Genomic DNA, 21,833 nt, shown 5'->3' with positions numbered 1-21,833 from the left:
GGCCACGTGGCTACCGCGCCGCCGAGCAACGTGATGAACTCGCGGCGCTTCAATTGATCTGACAAAATCACTCAAGCACCCGCTGACGGACCCCCACTAATTTGATATGCTGCCCTATCTGGCCTGGCTGGCGAGACCGAATTGCAGGTTCGCGCGCGACCCATCATTAGGGTGCCGTGGCATGAACAAGGTATTGCTTCTTGTCGCTTCCGCGTCGCTCGTCAGCGCCGCCGTCTTTTTCTTTTTCGCGGTAACGCCGAAGCCGCCCGGGCACGGCCCGGTGATCAGCGTCGGCGAAGTGCCGGATGTACAGCAACGACCTTGCGATGAGCGACGGGTGGTGGAGACGCCTGATCAGTTGGAGCAGGTTTTGCGTTTTTCCGATTTCGTCGGATGCGTCGTTGTTGCCAAAGACAAGTTCCTGAATATGACCGGACGATTGTCTATCCCGATAAAGTCCGGTGTATGGCTACAAGGCGAGCGCGGCGAATTGGGAAGCCGGCCAAGCTTGTTCACCGACGCCAAGTGCGCCGATCCATCTGCGAGTCCCCCCGAGTCCAAGGCCTGCCAAAGGTATTCACTCTTTCAGATCACCGGCAACAACATCTCCGTCACCGGCCTGCATCTGCGCGGCCCCGCAATGGGCAGCCGTAGCATCGACCAACCCTATGTCCATGCGATCGAGATCACCGCCGATCCCGACAACAAGCAGGGTCGCGGAATCTACGTGGGAGAGAACGAGTTCGATGAATGGACCGGTGCCGCGGTTGAAATCTTAAGCACGCGAGTGGCGCGGACGCCGAAACAGTACCTCAAGGAATGGGCGCGGCTGACAAAAGAAGACGCCGCATTGATCCGCGTCGAACGCAATTTCTTCCACCACAATGCACGGGAGGACGGCGGCTATGGAGTGAGCGTGGACAGGGGGGCTTTCGCGACCATCCTGGGGAACGTGTTCGACTTCAACCGCCACGCGGTGACTTCCGACGGATTCGCTCACACCGGATACATCACCCGCTTCAACTATGTTCTCGAAGGCGGCTTCAAACAGGGCAGCTCCTACAACCAACACTTCGACGTGCACGGCACCAACGACACAAACGGCAACAACATCAGCACGGGCTATGGCGGAACGGCTGGAGAAAATTATGAGGTCGCGTTCAACGCCATTCGCGGCGCTCAGCCCTACTACTGCTTCATATTCTGCCTCAAAACACGATCTGCATTGATGCTGCGCGGCAAGCCGACAATCGAATTGCGCTATGATGCGAATATCGCGGTTCACGACGATCTTGACGCCGCTGTCTCGTTGAAGATGGGCAAGCGCGACAGTGGTTGGGGTGAAGATCATGATCAGTTCAATTTCAAAGCGGTCGGCAATCAGTTCTCAGTCGACCACTCGGGCGATCTCGCCACCGGTGATTTCGACGGCGACGGCCGCACCGATGTGTTTGTAGCCACCGGCACAGCGTGGTTCTTCTCGCGCGGAGGCCAGGGACCTTGGGAGTTTCTGCGCCCATCGAACAAGCTCATGCGCGAGCTGGGTTTCGCCGACATCGACAATGATGGAATTACCGATGTTCTCTGGCGTGACCCGGCGGGCAACCTCGGCTTTTTCAAAAGTGGCCGAGGTGCGTGGACGCCGCTGACCACAACGCTCATGCCCATGACGGAGGTGCGTTTCGGAGACTTCGACGGCGACGGGCTGACGGATATTTTCTACACCCACAATGGGCAATGGCAGGTGTGGTACGGAAGCCTGAAGGACTGGCGGCCGACACAAACGTCGGGTTTCGCCATCACCGATTTTCTGTTCGGTGAGTTCGACGAGCGGAAGGGCACCGACGTTGCCGTCATTACGGGCGGCAAGTGGCAGATATCGAGCGGAGCCACCGGATCCTGGGCGCCGCTGAACTCCCTGCGACGTCCCAGTTTTCGCGGCGCGGTCGTCGCCGATTTTGACGGCGACGGTAGAAGCGACATCGCTTTCGACGAGGGGCGCCAGATGTGGAGTTACAGTTCAGGGGGATCCGGCCCACTTAACAGTTTGCGGGAGGGAGACGGGCAATCGGGGGCGTATCCGGAACTCAGCCGGCTGCTTGTTGGCCACTTCGACGGCGATCCTCGCGCCAAGGTCGTTAGCTACTACTCCGCCGAGTCAGGCCCGGGCTTAACCAACCACTTCATGATCTGGCGCGGCGGCCGGCGCGACAGGTTCGAAAAGCTTTCCTGGCACGCTATGCGCTAAATTCCGAGACAAATCGCGATGACCGATCTCAAGGAGGGTTCACCATGAGGATACGACGCGGTATCGCCGAGCTGCTTGCATGCGTGCGACATCGGCAATGATCCTGCATATGCCGCTGATCAATATTGGGAGCGGCAAGTGTTAGAACTGCTGGAACATTGTCCCGCTTAGTGGAGGCCGATCCGTCACTGTGGGTCGAGTCGGTACCGGCGGAAACTTCACCGGCTACTTCCAGGAGCTCGCGATCATCAATCGCAAGCTCGAGGAGTCGGAGATCAAGGCGCTCTACAACTCGTCATGTCAGCCGGTGACGTTCGACGGTGCGCAACTCGGTGGGCTGACGGCGACTGCGTCGTCGTACGAGAGCAACCTGCCGCAGTTCGTGCCCTCGAACGCCGTCGACAACTCGATCGGCACCCGGTGGTCATCCGACTTCAACGACAACGAGCAGATTACGATCAATCTCGGCAGTATACGTGACATCGCTAGAATCCGCCTAGTCTGGGAGACCGCATACGCGGCCACTTATGATGTCAAAGTATCCGACGACGGTATTAACTGGGCGCAGGTTGTCCGTCAATTCAAGTACAACTCCGATCCAAATCTGGTCGATATCTATCGAACGGCTCAGTACATCCGCATACAGGGCGTAACTCGTGCAACACCGTGGGGATATTCGCTGTGGGAGTTCGACGTGTTCCCGTGCGACGTCGCGCCTTAGCAAGCGTCGATGGCGAGCCACTTCGCAAGGCCGCGCGATCAAGCTCTAACGCGATCGATCGACGCCGGCACACGACGAGCGCCTGTTGTTCGGACACGCGATGCTCTACTACACGTTCTGGCCTTACGCCTATGACGAGGGCTATTGGGCCTATGCTTCAGTACCAACCGATACATCTTCAAAGCGTCAAAACCTACCGCGCACACCGGAGAAATTCCACGCTTCTTTAAGGACGAGGACGAATTGCGGCAAATCTGGAGTAAGCCGGATACCCGCAAGGCGTTGCTTGATGGAGAAAGGCTTCTTGGAATGAGGCCCCTGGTGAACAGCTTGTAGCCGAGGTGGGTTGCAGAGCGTCACTCCACCAAGTTCGACCACCATTACTCGCAAAAATTTAAATCAGGATATAGATTGCCTTTGGGACGTTTCCGGAGCGACATACTCGTTTGCTCATTGACCTGAGGGGGTGCTGGTCCGATGTCGGCTGAAAATACAGTGGGAAAACAACGAGGGAGGCCATTTCAGAAAGGTCAGTCTGGCAACCCGGACGGACGGCCGAACGGCTCCCGCAACGCCACCACGATCGCCCTTGAGACTCTCCTTGACGGCCAGGCGCAGGCGTTGACCCAAAAGGCGATCGACGTTGCCTTGACCGGTGATATCCCGGCTTTGCGTCTCTGCCTGGATCGTATCCTGCCGCCCCGCAAAGACAGCCCAGTGGCTTTTGACTTGCCGGAGATGAAAACGCTCAACGACGCGGTTCCGGCCATGGGCGCCCTTGTCAAAGCGGTTGGGCAGGGCGACCTGACGCCGGCGGAGGCCGCAGAGCTGACAAAAATGGTGCAGGCGTTCGCCAAAATCATCGAGACGGCAGAGCTTGAAGAGCGCGTTCAAAAACTGGAAGAGGCGATTGACAAATGACGCTGCTGGAAAGACGGCTCTCAAAACTGGAAGCGCCGATTTCGTCCAGCCGCCCGCAGAAGGTCGTGACAATTCGGTGTTGCCGAGATGAGGACAGCGATGCGGCGCGAGATCGCCACTTCGCGGCCCATCCCGAGGACCGGGATGCTACCATCGTGGTTTTCCTCAGGACGCTATGACTTTGCGAGACCCTCCAGATTACAGTGAAGTGAAGCGGGCCCGCGATGCGCGCGGCGCGCTGATCTCGCGGTTGCGGCTTTAGTGGGCCTGACGATGGCTACCGGGCTTTCATTCAGGTGGTAACAAAAATCGCCGCCAGGACGCAGCGGCCGCGATGGCCGCGAGGACACCTATTTCGTCCGGGCTATCGCCTGGCGATGCGGCGCTCCAGCCGCCAGCGTGCAAGCCGGAGCCGGTAAATAGCCCAGAGTAATCTTGCGAAGTGCATCAGAGGATGGACACCCATCGGCACAAGCGCGACGACGCCCAATGCCCCACACCGCCGGGCTGCGCATCGTTTGGGGACTGACCTGGGGACCGAGGTGACTATTCGTCAAAATAATCAATATGTATCAGTGTCTTACAAGGTAGTGCTGGCGGAGCCGGAGGGATTCGAACCCTCGATAGGGCTTTACAACCCTATAACGGTTTAGCAAACCGCCGCCTTCAGCCTCTCGGCCACAGCTCCGTAAGCGCGGATATGCCTGACGCGAGGGCCAGCCGCAAGCGGCAGATTCAAATTACGCCGAGGCCATTTAGAGGCACTGGCGCTTCGCGCGTCCGTGGTGCTGTCGCAGCCGGCGTTCGAGGCTTGGCGCGGCAGGAACGCAGATCCACAGCCCATCGGCCACGCGGCTGGCGCAATCATCGCGTCGCGGCCCTCGTCGGACATCCTGGCGTGCCAGCTCCGAATGCCTCGAAATGAAACGCCCATCGCGCGAACGTGATTCGACGTCGCTTGTATGCGATTCGGTTCCGGTTGAGCGGATTGCATGCGTCATGCTCTAGTATTGGGTTCGATGCAATCTTAGGGTGCAATTCAACCGCGGAGGAGGGGGTGCTTTCGCGTGCTCTGGCCGCGCTCAGCGTCGCTGACGACGAGATGCGGCAGCTTGAGCCTTTCATTTATCGGTGCCAGACAGGTTCCGCCTTTCGGTCGCCGGCCCGGCCAAGGGGGCTCCGCAGATGACTCTATTATATGTGTGATGTCGGGGATGGAATCGGCGAAATTGCCGGTTCGATTCGATGCCCGCAAAAGCGTTTCTGTGGGGAGAGGGCGGTTGCTGCGGTGCCCACCGCAGTTTTCGGTTGTCAGATGGGGCTATTCGAAAAGATGAAGTAAAATCAACAGGTTGCAAGTAAAGTTCAATCACAAACGCGTGTTATTTGTGCAACACCCTTTGGAAAAGGGGCGGAGCCAAGCCGTTCGAAGCGGTTCCTTTGTTGCTTGTGCAGGAGTCCTCGGTAATTGTGATCGGGCGACGGAGGGGGGCATCCCGAGGTCGTCCCGTTTTAGGTGGTTCGCTTAAGTCCCTCGCGTTCATGCGGGAGTGTCCGAAGGCGCGAAGCGACTAAGCGGGTTTCAGGGGACAAGGGAACCAACCTTAGGGTGTTTCACCCAGCGGATCCGGAACCTTCCCTACAGAGCAACTTGGAGGTTTAGCATGAAGATGGTTAAGAGCCTTATTCTCGGCTCAGCGGCGGCGCTCGTCGCTATGGGCGGAGCACAGGCGGCCGATCTTCCCGTCAAGGCCAAAGCGGTCGAGTACGTGAGGATCTGCTCCCTGTATGGCGCGGGATTCTGGTATATCCCGGGCACCGATACCTGCATCAAGCTGGGTGGTTATCTGCGCGTTGACACTACGTTCAACGGCGGCATCTACGGTCAGCCGTTCTATAATGGCGATAACGGCCAGGGCAATCGCTACCGCGATTACTTCAACTCCCGTTCCCGTATGGCGCTGACGGTTGATACCCGCACCGCCACCGAATACGGCGTTGTCCGCACCTTCGGTCAGGCCGACTTCCAGTTCCAGAACTTCGGAAGCTCCAACCCGGGTCTTGCGGTCGGATCGCAGTCTGGCGGCCTGAATAGCGCGCTGCTGTCCACCGCTGGTGGCGGCTACGTCGCGGTTGAAATGGTGTTCATCCAGTTCGCTGGTTTCACCTTCGGTAAGTCGGCCTCGGCCTACGCGACGCCTTGGAACGGTTATCCGGGCAACAACAACTCGTTCCTGATGGGCGGTCCTGACTACGTGACCGGCGTCAACAACATCCAGTACACCGCGCAGTTCGGCAACGGCGTGTCGGCCACCATCGGTCTCGATGATCCGACCGTGTTCAGCCGTACCGTCGTCGGCAACCTTTCGGTCGGCCTCCCGGCTACCGGTAGTGGCGTGCCCGCCAACGCCTATGGCGGCATCCAGGCTCCTGATATCGTCGGCAACATCCGCGTCGACCAGGCTTGGGGTCTGTTCCAGATTTCGGGCGCGTTGCATAACGTGAACGCTTCCTACAACGTGCTGACTGCTGCGACTGCTGCTCCGAACAACCTGTCCGAGATCAGCGGCCACCCTGACAGCAAGTGGGGCGGAGCGGTGACGGCTGCGTTGCAGATCAAGAACCTCCCGACGGGTGCTGGCGACGACTTCAAGATCGACGCTACCTATTCCAAGGGTATGACGAAGGCCGTGATCTCGACCTCCGGCGGTACGCCGCAGTTCCTGATGTTCGGCGGCAGCAGCTTTCCGGGTGCTTACCAGAGCTTCGGCTTCGGTGTCTCAACTGACGCCATCTACTCGGGTGGGTTCGGTGGCGGTGCCACCCAGGGCCTAATTCTGACGAACGCTTGGGGTGTCCGTGGTGCGTTCAACCACAACTGGGATCCCTACTGGTCGACCAGCCTTTGGGGAAGCTACGCTGCGGTTCGGTACGATGGCGACACGCTTGATCCGTTTTCCGCCGCGGGTGCCTATTGCGCCGCCTTTACCGCTGCAACTGGTGGCTTGGCTACCAAATCAGCGGACTATAGCTGTAACCCAGACTTCAACATTGCTCAGGTCGGTTTGATCACGCGCTGGACTCCTGTCAAGAACTTGACGTTCTCGGCTGAAGTCGGTGCGTTCTTCCTCGACCAGAAGTTCACGGGTGCGAGCTTTATTGCTGCAGCGCCGGCTCCCAAGCCCGCCGCGGTCTATGAGTTCCGGGACCAGAGCACTGTGTTCCTGAACGTTCGCGCTCAGCGTAACTTCTGATCCCGAAAGACTTGAAACACTCGGAGAACCCTCGGCAGGCAACTGCCGGGGGTTTTTCTTTGTCCGAGCGGAAACCCGGACGGAGTTGTCCGCTGTGCCAGCTCAGGCGTCCGAGGTCGGCCCGAGCGGTGGAAGTGAATTCAATGACGGGTGTTGACCGGCAACGCTGTCCGCAGCCGCTTGGCACAAAGGCGCCGTTCCACGCGGGGCGCGACAGGGCGGGCATTGATGGGAGTGGGCAGGCCGGCGCCTTTATTGGACGCTGGCGCCCCGATGCAGGTCAGCTTCGATCTGAAGCTTGGTCCCGCCGCCGAACCGCGTTCGGTAGACCTGCAGATTCTCCATGATCCGCTGTACATAGTTGCGCGTCTCGGAGAATGGAATCAGTTCGACCCAATCGACGGCGTCGACCTTGGGATCGCGCGGGTCACCGTAGCGCTCGATCCATTTCTTCACGCTGCCGCGACCGGCGTTATAGCCGGCGAAAGTCAGGATGTAGGAGCCGCGGTAGTCCTCCAGCAGCCCGCCGAGTTCGGCTGCGCCGAGCGTCGCGTTATAGACCGAATCGGTCTTCATTCGCTGAAGGTCGAAGCTGACGCCGGCGCGCTTGCAGACATAGCGCCCCGCGTCCGGCGTCACCTGCATCAGTCCGTAAGCCTGGGCCGGCGAGACGACCGCCGGATTGAATGCGCTTTCCTGCCGCGCGATCGAGTAGATGACGCTGGGCTCCACCTCGGGACCGAGCTGCTTGAACGACGGAATGCCCATGACGGGATAGGCGTAGTGGTCGAATGGCAGGCCGCGGTTGAGCGCGGCCTTGCCGAGCAGCAGCATGCCGCGGGCGTCATGATAGCGCGCGGTGAGTTCGCCGAGGCCCGCCACCGCATCGGGATCGCCGTTCTCGCCCATGTCGCCGAAAATCGGGATCGCAAGCTCGCGCTCGTCGAGTTCATAGAGCAACTGCACGGCGCGGACGATCTCCAGCCGCTCGGACCCGCGGCCGCGTGGGACGCCGTTCAAATCGAGCTGCGGCAGGCCGAGCTTGGCGCGCGCCAGTTGGCCGTAATAGCTGGTCGATTGCTCGGCGGCGCGGCCGTACGCCGCGCGGGCCTCCTGCGCGCGGCCCGCGGCTTCCACCGCGCGGCCCTGCCAATAGCCGGCGCGCGCGAGCGCGGTTGGATTCGCGCTGCCGACGCCGATGCGCGCGAAGTGCTGGGCGGCGACCGCCGGATCTTTCAGGAACCGCAGTGCAATCCAGCCTGCGGTGAATTCCTGCTCGGTCTTGTAGATGTCGCGCGTCGGCAGCGCTGCATCCCGCGCGATCAGATACGCGCTGCGATACTCGCCGGCATCAATCATCTTGCGCGCCAGCAGGCGCCGCTCGATCCACCATTCGTTGAGATTGTGCAGGCGGTTTGGGTCTTTCGGCGCGCTCAGCATGAGCTGCGCAGCCTCGTTGAACTTTTCTTCGCGGCGAAGCAGCTGGATCCTTGCGAAGACGTAGCCGGTCTCTCCGTGCAGTTCCTGCGGTACCGCCTCGAGCAGCGCCCTGAGGTTGGAAGCCTTCTTGTTGGCCGCGATCCGGGCTTTCGCGAGCGCCACATGGCCGGAGCCGAGCCGTTTGGCGGCGCGCATGCCACCGGCCTCCTGCTCGGTGCCGTAAAGCAGCGAATCCATCCGGGTCTTGTGGTCGCCCGCCGTCAGCAGCGGGCCGAACATGTCGAGCGCCGCGCTCTCGGTGTCTTCCGACATGCCGTCGTGACGCCAGGCCTCGCGGACCAGCCGCTCGGCATTGGCGCGATCGCCGCGCGCGATCATCGCCTTGGCCAGCGCGAGCTTGCCCTTGGCCGAGATCGGCGACTGGTTTTCGAACCACGACCACACCGTGGCGTCGTCGCGGCGGTCGTCCCACAGCGCGGCCTCGATGCGTCGGCGCATGAAAATCTGCGACGGCCAGCTCGGATTGGCTGAAATAAACGCGCGGTAGCGCTCGACCGATGCGTTGTTGTTGTCGCTGCGCAGGATCAGCCATTCCGCGAGCTTGCGCGCGACCGGATCCGAAATCGTCGCTTGCGCCTGCGTTGCATCGCCAGACTTCTGCTTGCGCACGAGCTCAATGACGTTTTCCAGCGCGTCCTTGTCGGCCTGCGATGTCGACGTCGTCGCGGCTACTGCCGGGGCCACCTGCTTGCGCGGAGGCGGCACAGCGGCATGCTGGCGCGTTGCAGGTGCCAGCACAGGCGGCGGCGGGGCTGGCGCTGCGGGCGCAGGGGCGGTTGCCGCAGTGTGAGCGCTGGGCGCGCTGACGTTCGCAGTCGACTTGGGAACGACATTGCGGGCGATCGGTCGCGGCTTCGGCAGGGGAACTTTTGGCTTGGCCCAGGCTTCCAGGGGAAAAGCAGTCAGCCCAACGGCCAGCGCAAGGCCCGTGGCCAGTGCGGTCGATCGCAATGCGGCGGCGCGGATGGAAGGGATCACGGCTTTCCTCTGCGGCGGCGAATCATTCAGTCGCTCGAGCCTTAGATCTATTTGATGGAATATGTGGACAAAATGCTAAAACGTGACGGCTGGTACTGTTTGCGCCATCACCGCGGCAAAATCGCGGCTATGGCCATTTTCGCAGGGGACAGGCCGGGCCGCGGCAAGAAAGCGCGTCGGAACAAAGCGCTAGCGCCATACGGCACAGCCCTTTCGCCTGATCACCAGACCCGATATGAATTGAAATCCAGTTTCGGTAGAGCCGTTTCTTAAGCGTTTGGAGGATGTCCATGGCAGCCAAGACAAAGTTCCGGGGGTCGTTCACCGCCTTGGTCACGCCATTCAATAACGGCTCGGTCGAAGAGGCCGCCTTCCGCGACCTGGTGAGCTGGCAGATTGCCGAGGGCACCCATGGCCTGGTGCCCGTCGGCACCACCGGCGAAAGCCCCACCTTGAGCCATGACGAGCACAAGCGCGTCGTCGAATGGTGCATCGACGAGGCCAAGGGCCGGGTGCCCGTCATCGCCGGCGCAGGCTCCAACTCGACCAAGGAAGCCGTCGAGCTCGCCGAGCACGCCGAGAAGGCAGGCGCGGACGCGGTGCTGGTAGTGACGCCGTACTACAACAAGCCGACCCAGGAAGGCATGTACCAGCACTTCAAGGCGATCAACGATGCGATCGGGATTCCGATCATCATCTACAATATCCCGGGACGTTCGGTGATCGACATGTCGGTCGAGACCATGACGCGGCTGTTCGAACTGAAGAACATTGCCGGCGTGAAGGATGCCACCGCCAGCATGGTGCGGGTGTCGCAGCAGCGCGCGGCGATGGGCGAGGACTTCAACCAATTGTCGGGCGAGGATGCCACGATCCTCGGCTACATGGCGCATGGCGGCCATGGCTGCATTTCGGTCACCTCAAACGTCGCGCCGCGGCTCTGCTCGGAATTCCACACCGCATGGCAGAAGGGCGATCACGCCACCGCGCTCAAGCTGCATGACAAGCTGATGCCGCTGCACAACAACCTCTTCATCGAAAGCAATCCGGCGCCGGTGAAGTACGCACTGTCGTTGCTCGGCAAGATCGACGAGAAGCTGCGGCTGCCGATGGTGCCGGTATCCGAGCCGACCCGGGCCGCCGTGCGCAGCGCCATGGTCCATGCCGGCCTGATCAACTAGGCCAACGGCTGACCTCGCGCGGCGAACGAAGAGGGGAAGCCAACATGCTGAGGGAATTCCGCGAATTCGCGATGAAGGGCAATGTCGTCGACCTCGCCGTCGGCGTCATCATCGGTGCGGCCTTTGGCGGGATTGTGACTTCGCTCGTCGGCGATGTGATCATGCCGATGATTGGCGCGATCACGGGCGGTCTCGATTTCTCCAACTATTTCACGCCACTGTCCAAGGCAGTCACTGCCAACAATTTGGCTGATGCCAAAAAGCAGGGCGCGGTGTTGGCTTGGGGCAATTTCCTGACGCTGACGCTGAACTTCCTCATCGTCGCCTTTGTGTTGTTTATCGTCATCCGGCTCATGAACCAGTTGAAGCGCAAGGAAGAGGCGGCGCCGGCGCCGAAGCTGACCAAGCAGGAAGAACTGCTGACCGAGATCCGCGATCTCCTCAAGAAGGGCTAACGTGGCTGATAAGAACGAGCGCCCGATCAAGGTCGTCGCCGAAAACCGCAAGGCCCGGTTCAACTACGCGATCGACGACACCATCGAGGCCGGCATTGCGTTGACCGGCACGGAGGTGAAATCGATCCGTAATGGCAAGACCACCATCGCGGAATCCTATGCGGATTCCAAGAACGGCGAGATCTGGCTGATCAACGCCAATATTCCGGAATATCTGCAGGCCAATCGCTTCAACCATGAGCCGAAGCGACCACGCAAGCTGCTGCTGCACCGGAAGCAGATCAACAGACTGATGGGCGCGGTCGATCGCGAAGGCATGACGCTGATTCCGCTAAAACTCTATTTCAACGAACGCGGCCGCGCCAAACTGCTGCTGGCGATCGCCAAGGGCAAGAAGCTGCACGACAAGCGCGAGAGCGCAAAGAAGCGCGACTGGGGCCGGGAAAAAGGCCGCCTGATGCGGGCGAGGGGATAGAAAGGTTTATCCGTCATTGCGAGCGCAGCGAAGCAATCCATTGTGCTGCAAGGAAGTGTGGATTGCTTCGCTGCGCTCGCAATGACGGCTGATGGAGAATGGTGTCCATGAACCAGAAAAACCTTCTCGAAGTCGACTGGAGCAAGATTCCGGCGCCGATGGACGACGGCACGGCGGCGCATCTCGTCGGCCTGACGATCCCGGAAGTCTCGCTGCTCGCCACCGACGACAGTTCGGTGACGCTGTCGGCGCTTTTGGGCCGCACCGTGGTGTTCGCCTATCCCCGCACCGGCGAGCCCGGAAAGATCAGCCTGGTCGACGATTGGGACATGATCCCCGGCGCGCGCGGCTGCACGCCGCAAACCTGCTCGTTCCGCGATCTGTTTGCCGAGTTGAAGGCGGCCGGCGTCAAGCACGTGTTCGGCCTGTCGACCCAGGACAATGCCTACCAGACCGAAATGGCGTCGCGGCTGCATCTGCCGTTTCCGGTGCTGTCCGACGAGAAGCTGAAACTGACCCGTGCGTTGAACCTGCCGACCATGGAGGTGGCGGGACTGACGCTGATCAAGCGGCTGGCGCTGATCGTCGATGACGGACGCATCACCCACGTCTTCTATCCGGTGTTCCCGCCGGACCGGAACGCCGCCGACGTGCTGGCGTGGCTGCAAGATAATCCGGCGTAACCGTCATTGCGAGCGAAGCGAAGCAATCCATACCTCAACGTGAGGATAGATGGATTGCTTCGTCGCTTGCGCTCCCTTGCGCAAACGCTTTGCGTTTGTCGCTGGCAATGACGCTCAGTTATCCAAATCCTTCCGCACGGTCGCAAATACATTGCGAAACATCTCCGGCGTCAGCACCCTCGTGTTCGTGTTGTAGCGCGAGCAGTGGTAGCTGTCGTAGAGCTTGATTTCGCCGGCCTTGTGCACGGCGCCGTGCGAAAAGGGGGCGGCGGCACTGCGAAGGCTGAGCGCCTTGAGCGTCGAGTCATGTGCAATGCGGCCAAGCAGGACGACCGCGCGCAGCTTGGGCATTGTCGCAATTGTCGTCGCGAGAAATTGCCGGCAGGTGTTGATCTCGGCCGGCAACGGCTTGTTCTGCGGCGGCACGCAGCGCACCGCGTTGCTGATCCGGCAATCGACCAGCTTGAGGCCGTCGTCGGGCCGCGCCTGATAGACGCCCCTGGCAAAGCCGTATTCGAGCAAGGTGGCGTACAGGAGATCGCCGGCGTAGTCGCCGGTGAACGGGCGCCCGGTCCGGTTGGCGCCCTGCAGGCCCGGCGCCAGCCCGACAATCAACAGTTGCGCAGTGGCTTCGCCGAACGAAGCGACCGGCGAGTTGTGCCAATCGGGCTCGCGGGCACGCGCCTGGCTGCGAAATTCGGCGAGCCTCGGACAGAGCGGGCAGTTGCGATCGGGTTCGGCGGCGGCAGGGGCGGGAAGGCTAGCCATGTGTCCAAAGCGTTTCGAGCGAAAGCCAGCCACGGACCTGATCCGGGATGGAAACCGGTTCGCGTCAGATGCGCGCGGCAAACAAAAGCCTCGGTTCTGTTTTCAATCAGAACCGAGGCTCTAGCAGCGTATGGGCCTATTCTCAATCGTCGAAATCCTCATCCCCGGGCCGCGTCGCAACCGTGGTCGCGCGCTGCAGGAATTGCGGGGAGTGGTGGCGCGGCTCGCGCGGGGCAGGACGCTCGGAGGGGTCGCGGCCGAGTTTTGATTGCAACTCGACGAGGTCGGTGAAGACGTCGGCCTGGCGGCGCAGTTCGTCGGCGATCATCGGCGGCTGGCTCGAAATGGTCGACACTACCGTGACGCGAACACCCCGGCGTTGCACCGCTTCCACCAGCGAGCGGAAATCGCCATCGCCCGAGAAAAGAACGATCTGGTCAACATGCTCGGCGAGTTCCATGGCATCGACGGCGAGTTCGATGTCCATATTGCCCTTCACCTTGCGCCGGCCGGAAGCGTCGATGAATTCCTTCGTTGCCTTGGTGACGACGGTGTAGCCGTTGTAGTCGAGCCAGTCGATCAGCGGGCGGATGGAGGAGTATTCCTGATCTTCGATGATCGCCGTGTAGTAGAATGCGCGCAACAGCGTCCCGCGGCTCTGAAATTCCTTGAGGAGGCGCTTGTAGTCGATGTCGAAGCCGAGCGTCTTTGCGGTTGCGTACAGGTTGGCGCCATCAATGAAGAGCGCAATCTTGTTGGAAGTCGGTGACATCAAATGGTTCTCACGTTGTTGTTAGCTTTTCTAGCGCAGCGGCCGTCGAGCGCGCGCACTTTCCAGTTCTGTTGCCTAAAGTTCGGTGAATCGTGCCCCACGACAGTCACCACTGCAATTATGGTGAGGCGAGGGCGAAAAACCTATACTTTTGACAGTGCAATGAAGAGATTTACTTGTCCTGTGCAGCAACCTTGCCGCGTCTACGGCAACCTCGCCGCGTCCTGGACGCTCCGGCCATTCTGGCCCCGAAGCTGGGGTATCAGAGCCCATTAGGAAGGCAAATCACAAATTTAGTCTTGCGAAACCGCCCCCGCCGCTATAACTAGCCCCCAATACCGACATATTTGGCCCCAGATAACGGAGCGACAGTCTATGGCGCGCGTCACCGTGGAAGATTGCATTGATAAGGTCGACAACCGGTTCGACCTGGTGTTGCTGGCGGCACATCGCGCCCGTATGATCTCATCCGGATCGCAACTCACGGTTGATAGGGACAACGACAAGAACCCGGTCGTTTCGCTGCGGGAAATCGCCGATTCCACGATTTCCCCGGAAGACCTGCGCGAGGAACTGGTTCATTCGCTGCAGAAATTCGTCGAGGTCGACGAGCCTGAGCCCGATACCGTGCCTTTGATCGGCTCGGCCGGCGCCAGCGTCGATGCCGACGACACCGAGGTCGCGGTCGAGCGCATGACCGAGGAAGAGCTGCTCAAGGGTCTGGAAGGCTTGGCGCCGCCGGAAGAGCAGCCCGAAGAAGACGAGTAATCCGGAACATTCCGGTCGTCCCGAACTCCCCGATCTGTCGAAGGCCCGGACATTCGTCCGGGCCTTTGCTTTTGTTGACATTTTTGCGGTTACAATGCGTCCTTGGCGGGTGCGGTGGAAACCGGCTGACCTAGGCCAGCCGGCTGGCCGCAGGGGTGGGCGTTGGATGGCCGCTGGCCCAAGCGAAATTGAACCGTTTCGCGGCCCGGGCGGCGTGCATCGCCGTCCGAAAACGCATTAGATACGCTAAGAGCGGGACCCGTCGGGTCTGGTGGAAGAAGGCAGTGATGTAATGGCGTATTGGCGCCGCAGCTCAAGGCAGATGCAGGCCGCAACCGGTGGGGTCGCGGTCGCCCCGACATCGCCGGTGGCGGAGAAGCCGAAATCGCCGCGCTCGCGCATGATGCGCCAATATGACCTGGTCGAGCGCGTCCGCTCGTACAACCCTGATACCAACGAAGACCTGCTCAACCGCGCCTACGTCTACGCCATGAAGGCGCACGGCACCCAGACGCGCGCGTCCGGCGATCCCTATTTCTCGCATCCGCTCGAGGTCGCGGCGATCCTGACTAACCTCAAGCTCGACGACGCCACCATCGTGGCGGCGCTGCTGCACGACACTATCGAGGATACCGAGGCGACGCGGGCCGAGATCGACAACATCTTCGGCCACGAGATCGGCGCGCTGGTGGAGGGGCTCACCAAGCTGAAGCGGCTGGAGCTGGTCTCGCGGGAAGCCAAGCAGGCCGAGAACCTGCGCAAGCTCCTGCTCGCGATCGCCGACGACGTCCGCGTGCTCCTGATCAAGCTCGCCGATCGCCTGCACAACATGCGCACGCTGGAATTCGTGCCGCACGCCTCGCGCCGCCGCATCGCTGAGGAGACGCTCGACATCTATGCGCCGCTCGCCGGTCGCATGGGTATGCATGAGATGCGCGAGGAGCTGGAAGATCTGTCCTTCCACGTGCTCGATCCCGAAGCGTATGCAGTAGTGAAGCAGCGGCTCGACGCGCTCGCCGACCGCAACCGCAATCTGATCGGCGAGATCGAAAGCCAGCTTTCCAAGAACCTGCAGAAGAACGGGATCATCGCGCGCGTCTATGGCCGGCGCAAGCAACCGTTCTCGATCTGGACCAAGATGGAGCGCAAGTCGATCGGCTTTGAGCAATTGTCCGACATCTACGGCTTCCGCATCATCCTGAGCGAAATCGAAGACTGCTATGCCGCGCTCGGCGTGGTGCACACCACCTGGCCGGTGGTGCCGGGTCGCTTCAAGGACTACATCTCGACGCCGAAGCAGAACGACTACCGCTCGCTCCACACCACCGTGATCGGTCCCGGCAACCAGCGCGTCGAATTGCAGATCCGCACCGAGGAGATGAATCAGATCGCGGAATTCGGCATCGCCGCGCATGCCTTCTACAAGGAGGGCGCAGGCTCGCCGACCGAGCGGCTCAAGCACGAATCCAACGCCTTTGCCTGGCTCCGTCATACCGTCGGCATCCTCTCCGAAAGTGCCAATCCGGAAGAGTTTCTGGAGCACACCAAGCTGGAGCTGTTCCACGACCAGGTGTTCTGCTTCACCCCGAAGGGCAAGCTGATCGCGCTGCCGCGTCAGGCCAACGTGATCGACTTCGCTTATGCCGTGCATACCGACGTCGGCAATTCGGCAGTCGGCTGCAAGATCAACGGCAAGTTCGCGCCGCTGTCGTCCGAGCTGCAGAACGGCGACGAGGTCGAGGTCCTGACCTCGAAGGCGCAGTCGGCACCGCCGTCGGCCTGGGAATCGCTTGCGATCACCGGCAAGGCGCGCGCGGCGATCCGGCGCGCGACCCGGACCGCGGTGCGCGACCAATATGCCGGCCTCGGCCGCCGCATCGTCGATCGCCTGTTCGCGCGCGCCAAGATCGAATATGCCGACGACAAGCTGACGGGCGCATTGCCGCGGCTGGCCCGCACCTCGATCGAGGACGTGATGGCTTCCGTCGGACGCGGCGAGCTGAAGGCTTCCGACGTCGCCCGCGCCATGTATCCGGACTACAAGGAAGAACGGCTGGTAAAGTACGGGGCCAAGAAGAGCCTCGCCGTGAAATTGAAGCTGAAGTCGGAGCCGCACCCGGCGCGCTCTACCTCCGTGATTCCGGTGCGCGGCATCAATTCGGATTTGCCGGTGAAGTTTGCGCCAAACGGCGGCGCCGTGCCGGGCGACCGCATCGTCGGCATCGTCACGCCGGGTGAGGGGATCACCATCTATCCGATCCAGTCGCCGGCGCTGAAGGATTTCGAGGAGGAGCCGGAGCGTTGGCTCGACGTGCGCTGGGATATCGACGAGACCATGCCGCAGCGCTTCCCGGCGCGGATACTCGTGCACAACGTCAACGAGCCCGGCAGCCTCGCCCAGGTCGCCACCGTGATCGCCGAGCATGACGGCAATATCGACAATATCAGCATGTCGCGCCGCTCGCCCGATTTTACCGAGCTGACCATCGATCTCGAGGTCTATGACCTCAAGCATCTCAGTGCAATTATCGCACAATTGCGCGCCAAGGCCGTCGTCGCCAAGGTTGAGCGGGTCAACGGGTAGACCGTATTGTCGTTGCCGGACTTGACCCGGCAATCCATCCTTCTCAAGTAAATGGATGCGCAGGGTCACGCCCGCGCATGACACGTGCTATCCTTTTTGCCTGCAAGCAAATCTGCGAGACCGCAATGCCCGTTCCTCCGCTCCGCCTCGGCGTCAATGTCGACCACGTCGCAACCCTTCGCAACGCGCGGGGCGGCGAGCGGCCGGATCCGGTGCGGGCCGCGCTCGCCGCGATCGAGGCCGGCGCCGACGGCATCACCGCGCATCTGCGTGAGGACCGCCGTCATATCCGCGACGGCGACATGGCGCGCCTGAAGGCCGAGATTTCGAAGCCGCTGAATTTCGAGATGGCGGCGACCGAGGACATGCTGCGGATTTCGCTCGCCACAAAACCCCATGCCGTTTGCCTGGTGCCGGAGCGGCGCGAAGAACTCACCACCGAGGGCGGGCTCGACGTGGTCGGCCAGCACAATGCGCTGGCGCCGTTCATCGCCCGGCTGAATGACGCCGGGATCCGGGTGTCGCTGTTCATCGCCGCCGACCCCCGGCAGATCGAGATGGCGGCAAAGTTGCGCGCGCCGGTCATTGAGATCCATACCGGCGGGTGGTGCGATGCCGTGGTCGACGGCTATGCGGCAAAGGCCGAGGCGGAATGGCAGCGAATCGTCAAGGGGGCCGCTTTGGGCCGCGCCGCGGGGCTGGAGGTCCATGCCGGCCACGGGCTCGACTACCAGACCGCCGAGACGATTTCCGCGCTGCCCGAGATCGCCGAACTCAACATCGGCTATTTCATGATGGGGGAGGCGCTGTTCGTGGGCCTGCCCGAGACCGTGCGGCAAATGCGCGCCGCGATGGACCGCGGCCGCCAGAACATTGCGGGCCGGCCATGATCATTGGCATCGGTTCCGACCTGGTCGACATCACCCGGGTTGCCAAGGTGATCGAGCGTCACGGCGACCGCTTCCTCGACCGCATCTTCACCGACGCCGAGCGCGCCAAAGCGGCGCGCCGGGCCAACAACGAAAAGATGGTGGTCGCAACCTACGCCAAGCGATTCGCCGCCAAGGAGGCCTGCTCCAAGGCGCTCGGCACCGGCATCCGACGCGGCGTCTGGTGGCGGGACATGGGGGTGGTCAACCTGCCCGGGGGCCGGCCGACCATGAAACTCACCGGCGGCGCGCTGGCCCGGCTGGAAGCGCTGACGCCGGAGGGGTTCGAGGCGCGCATCGATCTGTCGATCACCGATGACTGGCCGCTGGCGCAGGCCTTCGTCATAATTTCGGCGGTCACGCCCGGCAAATCATGAGCCGCGCAGGCGTTTGCGCCGGGGAAGCGGAGCAAAACTAAAAATCATTGTTTTTCAATGGATTATGAAGTTTTGAGGCGGCACTTGATTGCGCCCCCACGAACAACCGTCTAAAACGCGCAGCAACTAGTTCGAGCCAGGGCCGATTCAGGTTAGCGCCGGAATTGGCCCTCAACATCAGTATTGAGACCATTTTCCTGACGCGAACCAGGCGATTCGCGTGCGGAAAACGTTCTGCCACCGTGCGGGCCAGCGCTCGCGGGAATTGGGAAAGCGATGAGCGTGACCTCCAGCACAAAATCTGAAAGCGGCTTGGGCGAAACCATCCGCGTCGTCATCCATGCTCTCCTGATCGCGCTGGTGATCCGCACCTTCCTGTTCCAGCCGTTTAACATTCCCTCAGGGTCGATGAAGGCGACGCTGCTGGTCGGCGATTACCTGTTCGTCTCGAAATATTCCTACGGCTATAGCCACTACTCCATTCCGTTGTCGCCGCCTCTGTTCTCGGGGCGTATCTTCGGCTCCGAGCCGAACCGGGGCGACATCGTGGTGTTCCGCCTGCCGAAGGATGACTCCACCGACTACATCAAGCGGGTGATCGGCCTGCCGGGCGACCGCATCCAGATGCGGGAAGGGCTGCTCTACATCAACGACAAGCCGGTCAAGCGCGAGCGGCTTTCCGATTTCATCGGCGAGGACCCCTGCGGCTCCGACGCCACCGCGCGCGTCAAGCGCTGGAAGGAAACGCTGCCGAACGGCGTCAGCTATGAATCGCTCGATTGCGTCGACAACGGCTTCTACGACAACACCAGCGTGTACACCGTGCCCCCCGGCCACTTCTTCATGATGGGCGACAACCGCGACAACTCGACCGACAGCCGCGTGCTGTCGGCCGTCGGCTACGTGCCGTTCGAGAATATCGTCGGCCGGGCGCAGATGATCTTCTTCTCCATTGCCGAGGGCGAACACGCATGGATGTTCTGGCGTTGGCCGACCGCGGTGCGCTGGAATCGCCTATTCACAATCGTGCGATGAACGACGAGACCGCGACCATTCCCGACGCAGCGGCCTCAGGCGAGGCGGGTCCGCCGGCGGATGCGCCGAGCGTCGCTACGCCGAAGAAGAAGCGCGGCAAGGCTGGGGCCAAGGCTGCGGCCGCTGCGATCGAGGGCCGCATCGGCTACAAGTTCTCCGATCCGGCGCTGCTGACGACGGCGTTCACGCATGTCTCCGCCCTGAAGCCCGCGACCCGCCATCGCGCCGACAGCTATCAGCGGTTGGAATTCCTCGGCGATCACGTGCTCGGGCTGATCATCTCCGACATGCTGTATCGCGCCTATCCGCGGGCCGACGAGGGTGAATTGTCGAAGCGGCTCGCCGATCTCGTGCGCAAGGAGAGCTGCGCCGACGTCGCCAAGTCGCTCGGGCTGCTCGATGACATCAAGCTCGGCGCGGTTGGCGCGGGGGCCGGTGCGCGTCTGCGCAAATCGGTGCTCGGCGATATCTGCGAGGCGGTGATCGGGGCGATCTATCTCGACGGCGGCTATGCGGCGGCGTCGCAATTCGTCGAGCGAAACTGGCTGGAACGGATGCGCAAGCCGCGCCGGCCGCTGCGCGATCCCAAGACGGTGCTGCAGGAATGGGCCCAGAGCAAGGGCTTGCCGACGCCGGTCTACCGCGAGATCGAGCGCACCGGGCCGCATCACGACCCACAATTCCGCGTTGCCGTCGATCTGCCGGGACTGGCGCCCGCGGAGGGCGTCGGCGGCTCCAAGCGCGCCGCCGAGAAGGTCGCCGCTTCCGTGATGATCGAACGCGAAGGCGTCGGTGGCGGCAGCAATGACAGTTGAACCCGCACCCGGCGCGTCCAGCGAGACCCGCTGCGGCTTCGTCGCGCTGATCGGCGCCCCCAATGTCGGCAAGTCGACATTGGTCAACGCGCTGGTCGGCTCCAAGGTCACGATCGTCTCGCGCAAGGTGCAGACCACGCGCGCGCTGATACGCGGCATCGTGATCGAGGACAATGCGCAGATCATCCTGGTCGATACGCCCGGCATCTTCTCGCCGAAGCGGCGGCTCGACCGCGCCATGGTTTCCACCGCCTGGAGTGGCGCGCATGACGCCGATCTCGTCTGCGTGCTGCTCGACGCCAAGGCCGGAATCGACGAGGAAGCCGACGCGATCCTGGGCAAGCTGGCAACGGTGCAGCATCCGAAAATCCTGGTCCTGAACAAGATCGATCTGATCCCGCGCGAAAAGTTGTTGGCGCTGGCGCAGGCCGCCAACGAGCGCATGAAGTTCGAGCACACTTTCATGATCTCGGCGCTGTCGGGCGACGGCGTCGATGACCTGCGCAAGACGCTGGCGAAGGGCGTGCCGGCGGGACCGTTTCACTACCCCGAGGACCAGATGTCGGATGCGCCGCTGCGGCACCTGGCAGCCGAAATCACCCGGGAAAAGATCTATCGCCAACTCCACCAGGAACTGCCGTATCAGTCGACCGTTGAGACCGACACCTGGACAGAGCGCAAGGACAAGTCGGTCCGGATCGAGCAGACGATCTTTGTCGAGCGCGAGAGCCAGCGCAAGATCGTGCTCGGCAAGGGCGGCGCCACCATCAAGTCGATCGGCGCGGAGTCGCGCAAGGAGATCGCGGAGATCCTGGGCGTACCCGTGCACCTGTTCCTGTTCGTCAAGGTGCGCGAGAACTGGGGCGACGACCCCGATCGCTACCGGGAAATGGGACTGGAATTCCCCAAGGAATGAGCAGGCAGCACGCCAGCCACAACGAAGAACAAGCCCGATGACCTTACCTCGCAACGTCGTGTGGTTTGAAGTCCTGCTGTATCTGTCGCTGACGCTGGACGCGATCTCGGTCGCGTTCCAGGACCGCACGCCGACGGCGAAGATGACGGAGCAGGTGATCAACACCAGAACGCTGATGGCGGCCGGCCTGATCCTGCTGCTGGCCTATTTCGTCCGGCTCGCCGCCGAACATCGCAAGAACTGGCCGCGCTGGGTCCTGGTGGCGGCCCTGGTGCTGTCGGTGATGTCGCTCGTGCAGATCATCGGCGAGAAGGGCATTCAGTTCGGTAGCGGCATCGAGGTGATCTCCTGCGCGCTGACCGCGGCCGGGCTCTATTTCTCCTTCACCGGCGACGCGGTTGGCTGGTTCAACGCATAGCTGTCCGGCGGCGTTGGTGACGGCGCAAGCCGCCG

20 protein-coding genes and 1 tRNA gene are annotated in these 21,833 nt (G+C 61.9%); 17 read left to right on the top strand and 4 right to left on the bottom strand.

Annotated elements, in window-relative coordinates; all coding sequences use genetic code 11:
- The first annotated feature begins 181 nt into the window (after nucleotides 1–181).
- From AC0QUY_RS01680 to AC0QUY_RS01665, 4 genes are all read left to right on the top strand, one after another.
- The gene (locus tag AC0QUY_RS01680; RefSeq protein WP_475385478.1) at nucleotides 182–2,248 is read left to right on the top strand and encodes an FG-GAP repeat domain-containing protein; all 2,067 of its coding nucleotides are present in this window, start codon (nucleotides 182–184) and stop codon (nucleotides 2,246–2,248) included.
- Between the two features lie 190 nt (nucleotides 2,249–2,438).
- A complete protein-coding gene (locus AC0QUY_RS01675; RefSeq protein ID WP_475385477.1) occupies nucleotides 2,439–2,969 on the top strand; it encodes a discoidin domain-containing protein in 531 nt (176 codons plus the stop codon).
- 477 nt (nucleotides 2,970–3,446) lie between these two features.
- The gene (locus AC0QUY_RS01670) at nucleotides 3,447–3,890 is read left to right on the top strand and encodes a DUF5681 domain-containing protein (RefSeq protein ID WP_475385476.1); all 444 of its coding nucleotides are present in this window, start codon (nucleotides 3,447–3,449) and stop codon (nucleotides 3,888–3,890) included.
- Nucleotides 3,887–4,069 (top strand): hypothetical protein, encoded by a 183-nt coding sequence (locus AC0QUY_RS01665; RefSeq protein WP_475385475.1) that lies wholly within the window; start codon nucleotides 3,887–3,889, stop codon nucleotides 4,067–4,069. The genes AC0QUY_RS01670 and AC0QUY_RS01665 overlap by 4 nt, the downstream gene beginning before the upstream one ends.
- A gap of 415 nt (nucleotides 4,070–4,484) precedes the next feature.
- On the opposite strand, the gene AC0QUY_RS01660 is transcribed toward AC0QUY_RS01665, so the two are convergent.
- A tRNA-Ser gene (locus AC0QUY_RS01660) sits at nucleotides 4,485–4,578 on the bottom strand.
- A gap of 976 nt (nucleotides 4,579–5,554) precedes the next feature.
- Between AC0QUY_RS01660 and AC0QUY_RS01655 the strand changes: the two genes are divergently transcribed.
- Complete coding sequence (locus AC0QUY_RS01655) at nucleotides 5,555–7,144, top strand: porin (RefSeq protein ID WP_161855042.1); 1,590 nt, start codon at nucleotides 5,555–5,557, stop codon at nucleotides 7,142–7,144.
- Between the two features lie 252 nt (nucleotides 7,145–7,396).
- Here AC0QUY_RS01655 and AC0QUY_RS01650 read toward each other — a convergent pair whose 3' ends face one another.
- On the bottom strand, nucleotides 7,397–9,622 hold the full coding sequence (locus AC0QUY_RS01650) for a lytic transglycosylase domain-containing protein (protein WP_475385474.1): 2,226 nt from the start codon (nucleotides 9,620–9,622) through the stop codon (nucleotides 7,397–7,399).
- Nucleotides 9,623–9,912: 290 nt separating this feature from the next.
- Between AC0QUY_RS01650 and dapA the strand changes: the two genes are divergently transcribed.
- From dapA to AC0QUY_RS01630, 4 genes are all read left to right on the top strand, one after another.
- Nucleotides 9,913–10,803 (top strand): 4-hydroxy-tetrahydrodipicolinate synthase, encoded by an 891-nt coding sequence (gene dapA / locus AC0QUY_RS01645; RefSeq protein WP_475385473.1) that lies wholly within the window; start codon nucleotides 9,913–9,915, stop codon nucleotides 10,801–10,803.
- A 44-nt stretch (nucleotides 10,804–10,847) separates the two neighbouring features.
- Entirely contained in the window at nucleotides 10,848–11,258 is a 411-nt protein-coding gene (gene mscL, locus AC0QUY_RS01640; RefSeq protein ID WP_475385472.1) for a large conductance mechanosensitive channel protein MscL, read from the top strand.
- Nucleotide 11,259: 1 nt separating this feature from the next.
- Nucleotides 11,260–11,733, top strand: coding sequence for an SsrA-binding protein SmpB (smpB, locus tag AC0QUY_RS01635; protein ID WP_161855039.1), 474 nt, complete (start codon nucleotides 11,260–11,262; stop codon nucleotides 11,731–11,733).
- 107 nt (nucleotides 11,734–11,840) lie between these two features.
- On the top strand, nucleotides 11,841–12,416 hold the full coding sequence (locus AC0QUY_RS01630) for a peroxiredoxin (RefSeq protein ID WP_475385471.1): 576 nt from the start codon (nucleotides 11,841–11,843) through the stop codon (nucleotides 12,414–12,416).
- Nucleotides 12,417–12,530: 114 nt separating this feature from the next.
- On the opposite strand, the gene AC0QUY_RS01625 is transcribed toward AC0QUY_RS01630, so the two are convergent.
- On the bottom strand, nucleotides 12,531–13,184 hold the full coding sequence (locus AC0QUY_RS01625) for a uracil-DNA glycosylase (RefSeq protein WP_475385470.1): 654 nt from the start codon (nucleotides 13,182–13,184) through the stop codon (nucleotides 12,531–12,533).
- A gap of 142 nt (nucleotides 13,185–13,326) precedes the next feature.
- A complete protein-coding gene (locus AC0QUY_RS01620; RefSeq protein WP_475385469.1) occupies nucleotides 13,327–13,956 on the bottom strand; it encodes a LabA-like NYN domain-containing protein in 630 nt (209 codons plus the stop codon).
- Between the two features lie 375 nt (nucleotides 13,957–14,331).
- Between AC0QUY_RS01620 and rpoZ the strand changes: the two genes are divergently transcribed.
- The 8 genes from rpoZ to AC0QUY_RS01580 all read left to right on the top strand — a co-directional run bounded on the left by rpoZ (nucleotide 14,332) and on the right by AC0QUY_RS01580 (nucleotide 21,798).
- The gene (gene rpoZ / locus AC0QUY_RS01615) at nucleotides 14,332–14,724 is read left to right on the top strand and encodes a DNA-directed RNA polymerase subunit omega (protein WP_024512695.1); all 393 of its coding nucleotides are present in this window, start codon (nucleotides 14,332–14,334) and stop codon (nucleotides 14,722–14,724) included.
- A 292-nt stretch (nucleotides 14,725–15,016) separates the two neighbouring features.
- Entirely contained in the window at nucleotides 15,017–17,308 is a 2,292-nt protein-coding gene (locus AC0QUY_RS01610) for a RelA/SpoT family protein (RefSeq protein ID WP_161855035.1), read from the top strand.
- Between the two features lie 125 nt (nucleotides 17,309–17,433).
- Entirely contained in the window at nucleotides 17,434–18,198 is a 765-nt protein-coding gene (locus AC0QUY_RS01605; RefSeq protein ID WP_475385468.1) for a pyridoxine 5'-phosphate synthase, read from the top strand.
- Nucleotides 18,195–18,614, top strand: a complete 420-nt coding sequence (gene acpS / locus AC0QUY_RS01600) for a holo-ACP synthase (protein ID WP_057858925.1) — start codon at nucleotides 18,195–18,197, stop codon at nucleotides 18,612–18,614. The genes AC0QUY_RS01605 and acpS overlap by 4 nt, the downstream gene beginning before the upstream one ends.
- A gap of 276 nt (nucleotides 18,615–18,890) precedes the next feature.
- Entirely contained in the window at nucleotides 18,891–19,649 is a 759-nt protein-coding gene (gene lepB / locus AC0QUY_RS01595) for a signal peptidase I (RefSeq protein WP_057858924.1), read from the top strand.
- Nucleotides 19,646–20,464, top strand: a complete 819-nt coding sequence (gene rnc / locus AC0QUY_RS01590; RefSeq protein ID WP_475385517.1) for a ribonuclease III — start codon at nucleotides 19,646–19,648, stop codon at nucleotides 20,462–20,464. Before lepB ends, rnc begins: the two co-directional genes overlap by 4 nt.
- Nucleotides 20,454–21,380, top strand: a complete 927-nt coding sequence (gene era, locus AC0QUY_RS01585; protein ID WP_475385467.1) for a GTPase Era — start codon at nucleotides 20,454–20,456, stop codon at nucleotides 21,378–21,380. Before rnc ends, era begins: the two co-directional genes overlap by 11 nt.
- Before the next feature lie 37 nt (nucleotides 21,381–21,417).
- Entirely contained in the window at nucleotides 21,418–21,798 is a 381-nt protein-coding gene (locus tag AC0QUY_RS01580; RefSeq protein ID WP_161855031.1) for a hypothetical protein, read from the top strand.
- Nucleotides 21,799–21,833 lie beyond the last annotated feature (35 nt).

The organism is Bradyrhizobium sp. WYCCWR15520 (assembly GCF_056174665.1).
Note: the sequence above shows the minus strand (reverse complement) of the source record. Positions and strands in the feature narration are given on the sequence as shown.

Excerpts from the sequence above, each read along its gene's own strand:
- AC0QUY_RS01680 (WP_475385478.1), top strand. The coding sequence starts at position 182 with ATGAACAAGGTATTGCTTCTTGTCGCTTCCGCGTCGCTCGTCAGCGCC.
- AC0QUY_RS01670 (WP_475385476.1), top strand. The coding sequence starts at position 3,447 with ATGTCGGCTGAAAATACAGTGGGAAAACAACGAGGGAGGCCATTTCAG.
- AC0QUY_RS01665 (WP_475385475.1), top strand. The coding sequence starts at position 3,887 with ATGACGCTGCTGGAAAGACGGCTCTCAAAACTGGAAGCGCCGATTTCG.
- AC0QUY_RS01655 (WP_161855042.1), top strand. The coding sequence starts at position 5,555 with ATGAAGATGGTTAAGAGCCTTATTCTCGGCTCAGCGGCGGCGCTCGTC.
- dapA (WP_475385473.1), top strand. The coding sequence starts at position 9,913 with ATGGCAGCCAAGACAAAGTTCCGGGGGTCGTTCACCGCCTTGGTCACG.
- mscL (WP_475385472.1), top strand. The coding sequence starts at position 10,848 with ATGCTGAGGGAATTCCGCGAATTCGCGATGAAGGGCAATGTCGTCGAC.
- AC0QUY_RS01630 (WP_475385471.1), top strand. The coding sequence starts at position 11,841 with ATGAACCAGAAAAACCTTCTCGAAGTCGACTGGAGCAAGATTCCGGCG.
- AC0QUY_RS01625 (WP_475385470.1), bottom strand. The coding sequence starts at position 13,184 with ATGGCTAGCCTTCCCGCCCCTGCCGCCGCCGAACCCGATCGCAACTGC.
- AC0QUY_RS01620 (WP_475385469.1), bottom strand. The coding sequence starts at position 13,956 with ATGTCACCGACTTCCAACAAGATTGCGCTCTTCATTGATGGCGCCAAC.
- rpoZ (WP_024512695.1), top strand. The coding sequence starts at position 14,332 with ATGGCGCGCGTCACCGTGGAAGATTGCATTGATAAGGTCGACAACCGG.
- AC0QUY_RS01610 (WP_161855035.1), top strand. The coding sequence starts at position 15,017 with ATGGCGTATTGGCGCCGCAGCTCAAGGCAGATGCAGGCCGCAACCGGT.
- AC0QUY_RS01605 (WP_475385468.1), top strand. The coding sequence starts at position 17,434 with ATGCCCGTTCCTCCGCTCCGCCTCGGCGTCAATGTCGACCACGTCGCA.
- acpS (WP_057858925.1), top strand. The coding sequence starts at position 18,195 with ATGATCATTGGCATCGGTTCCGACCTGGTCGACATCACCCGGGTTGCC.
- lepB (WP_057858924.1), top strand. The coding sequence starts at position 18,891 with ATGAGCGTGACCTCCAGCACAAAATCTGAAAGCGGCTTGGGCGAAACC.
- rnc (WP_475385517.1), top strand. The coding sequence starts at position 19,646 with ATGAACGACGAGACCGCGACCATTCCCGACGCAGCGGCCTCAGGCGAG.
- era (WP_475385467.1), top strand. The coding sequence starts at position 20,454 with ATGACAGTTGAACCCGCACCCGGCGCGTCCAGCGAGACCCGCTGCGGC.
- AC0QUY_RS01580 (WP_161855031.1), top strand. The coding sequence starts at position 21,418 with ATGACCTTACCTCGCAACGTCGTGTGGTTTGAAGTCCTGCTGTATCTG.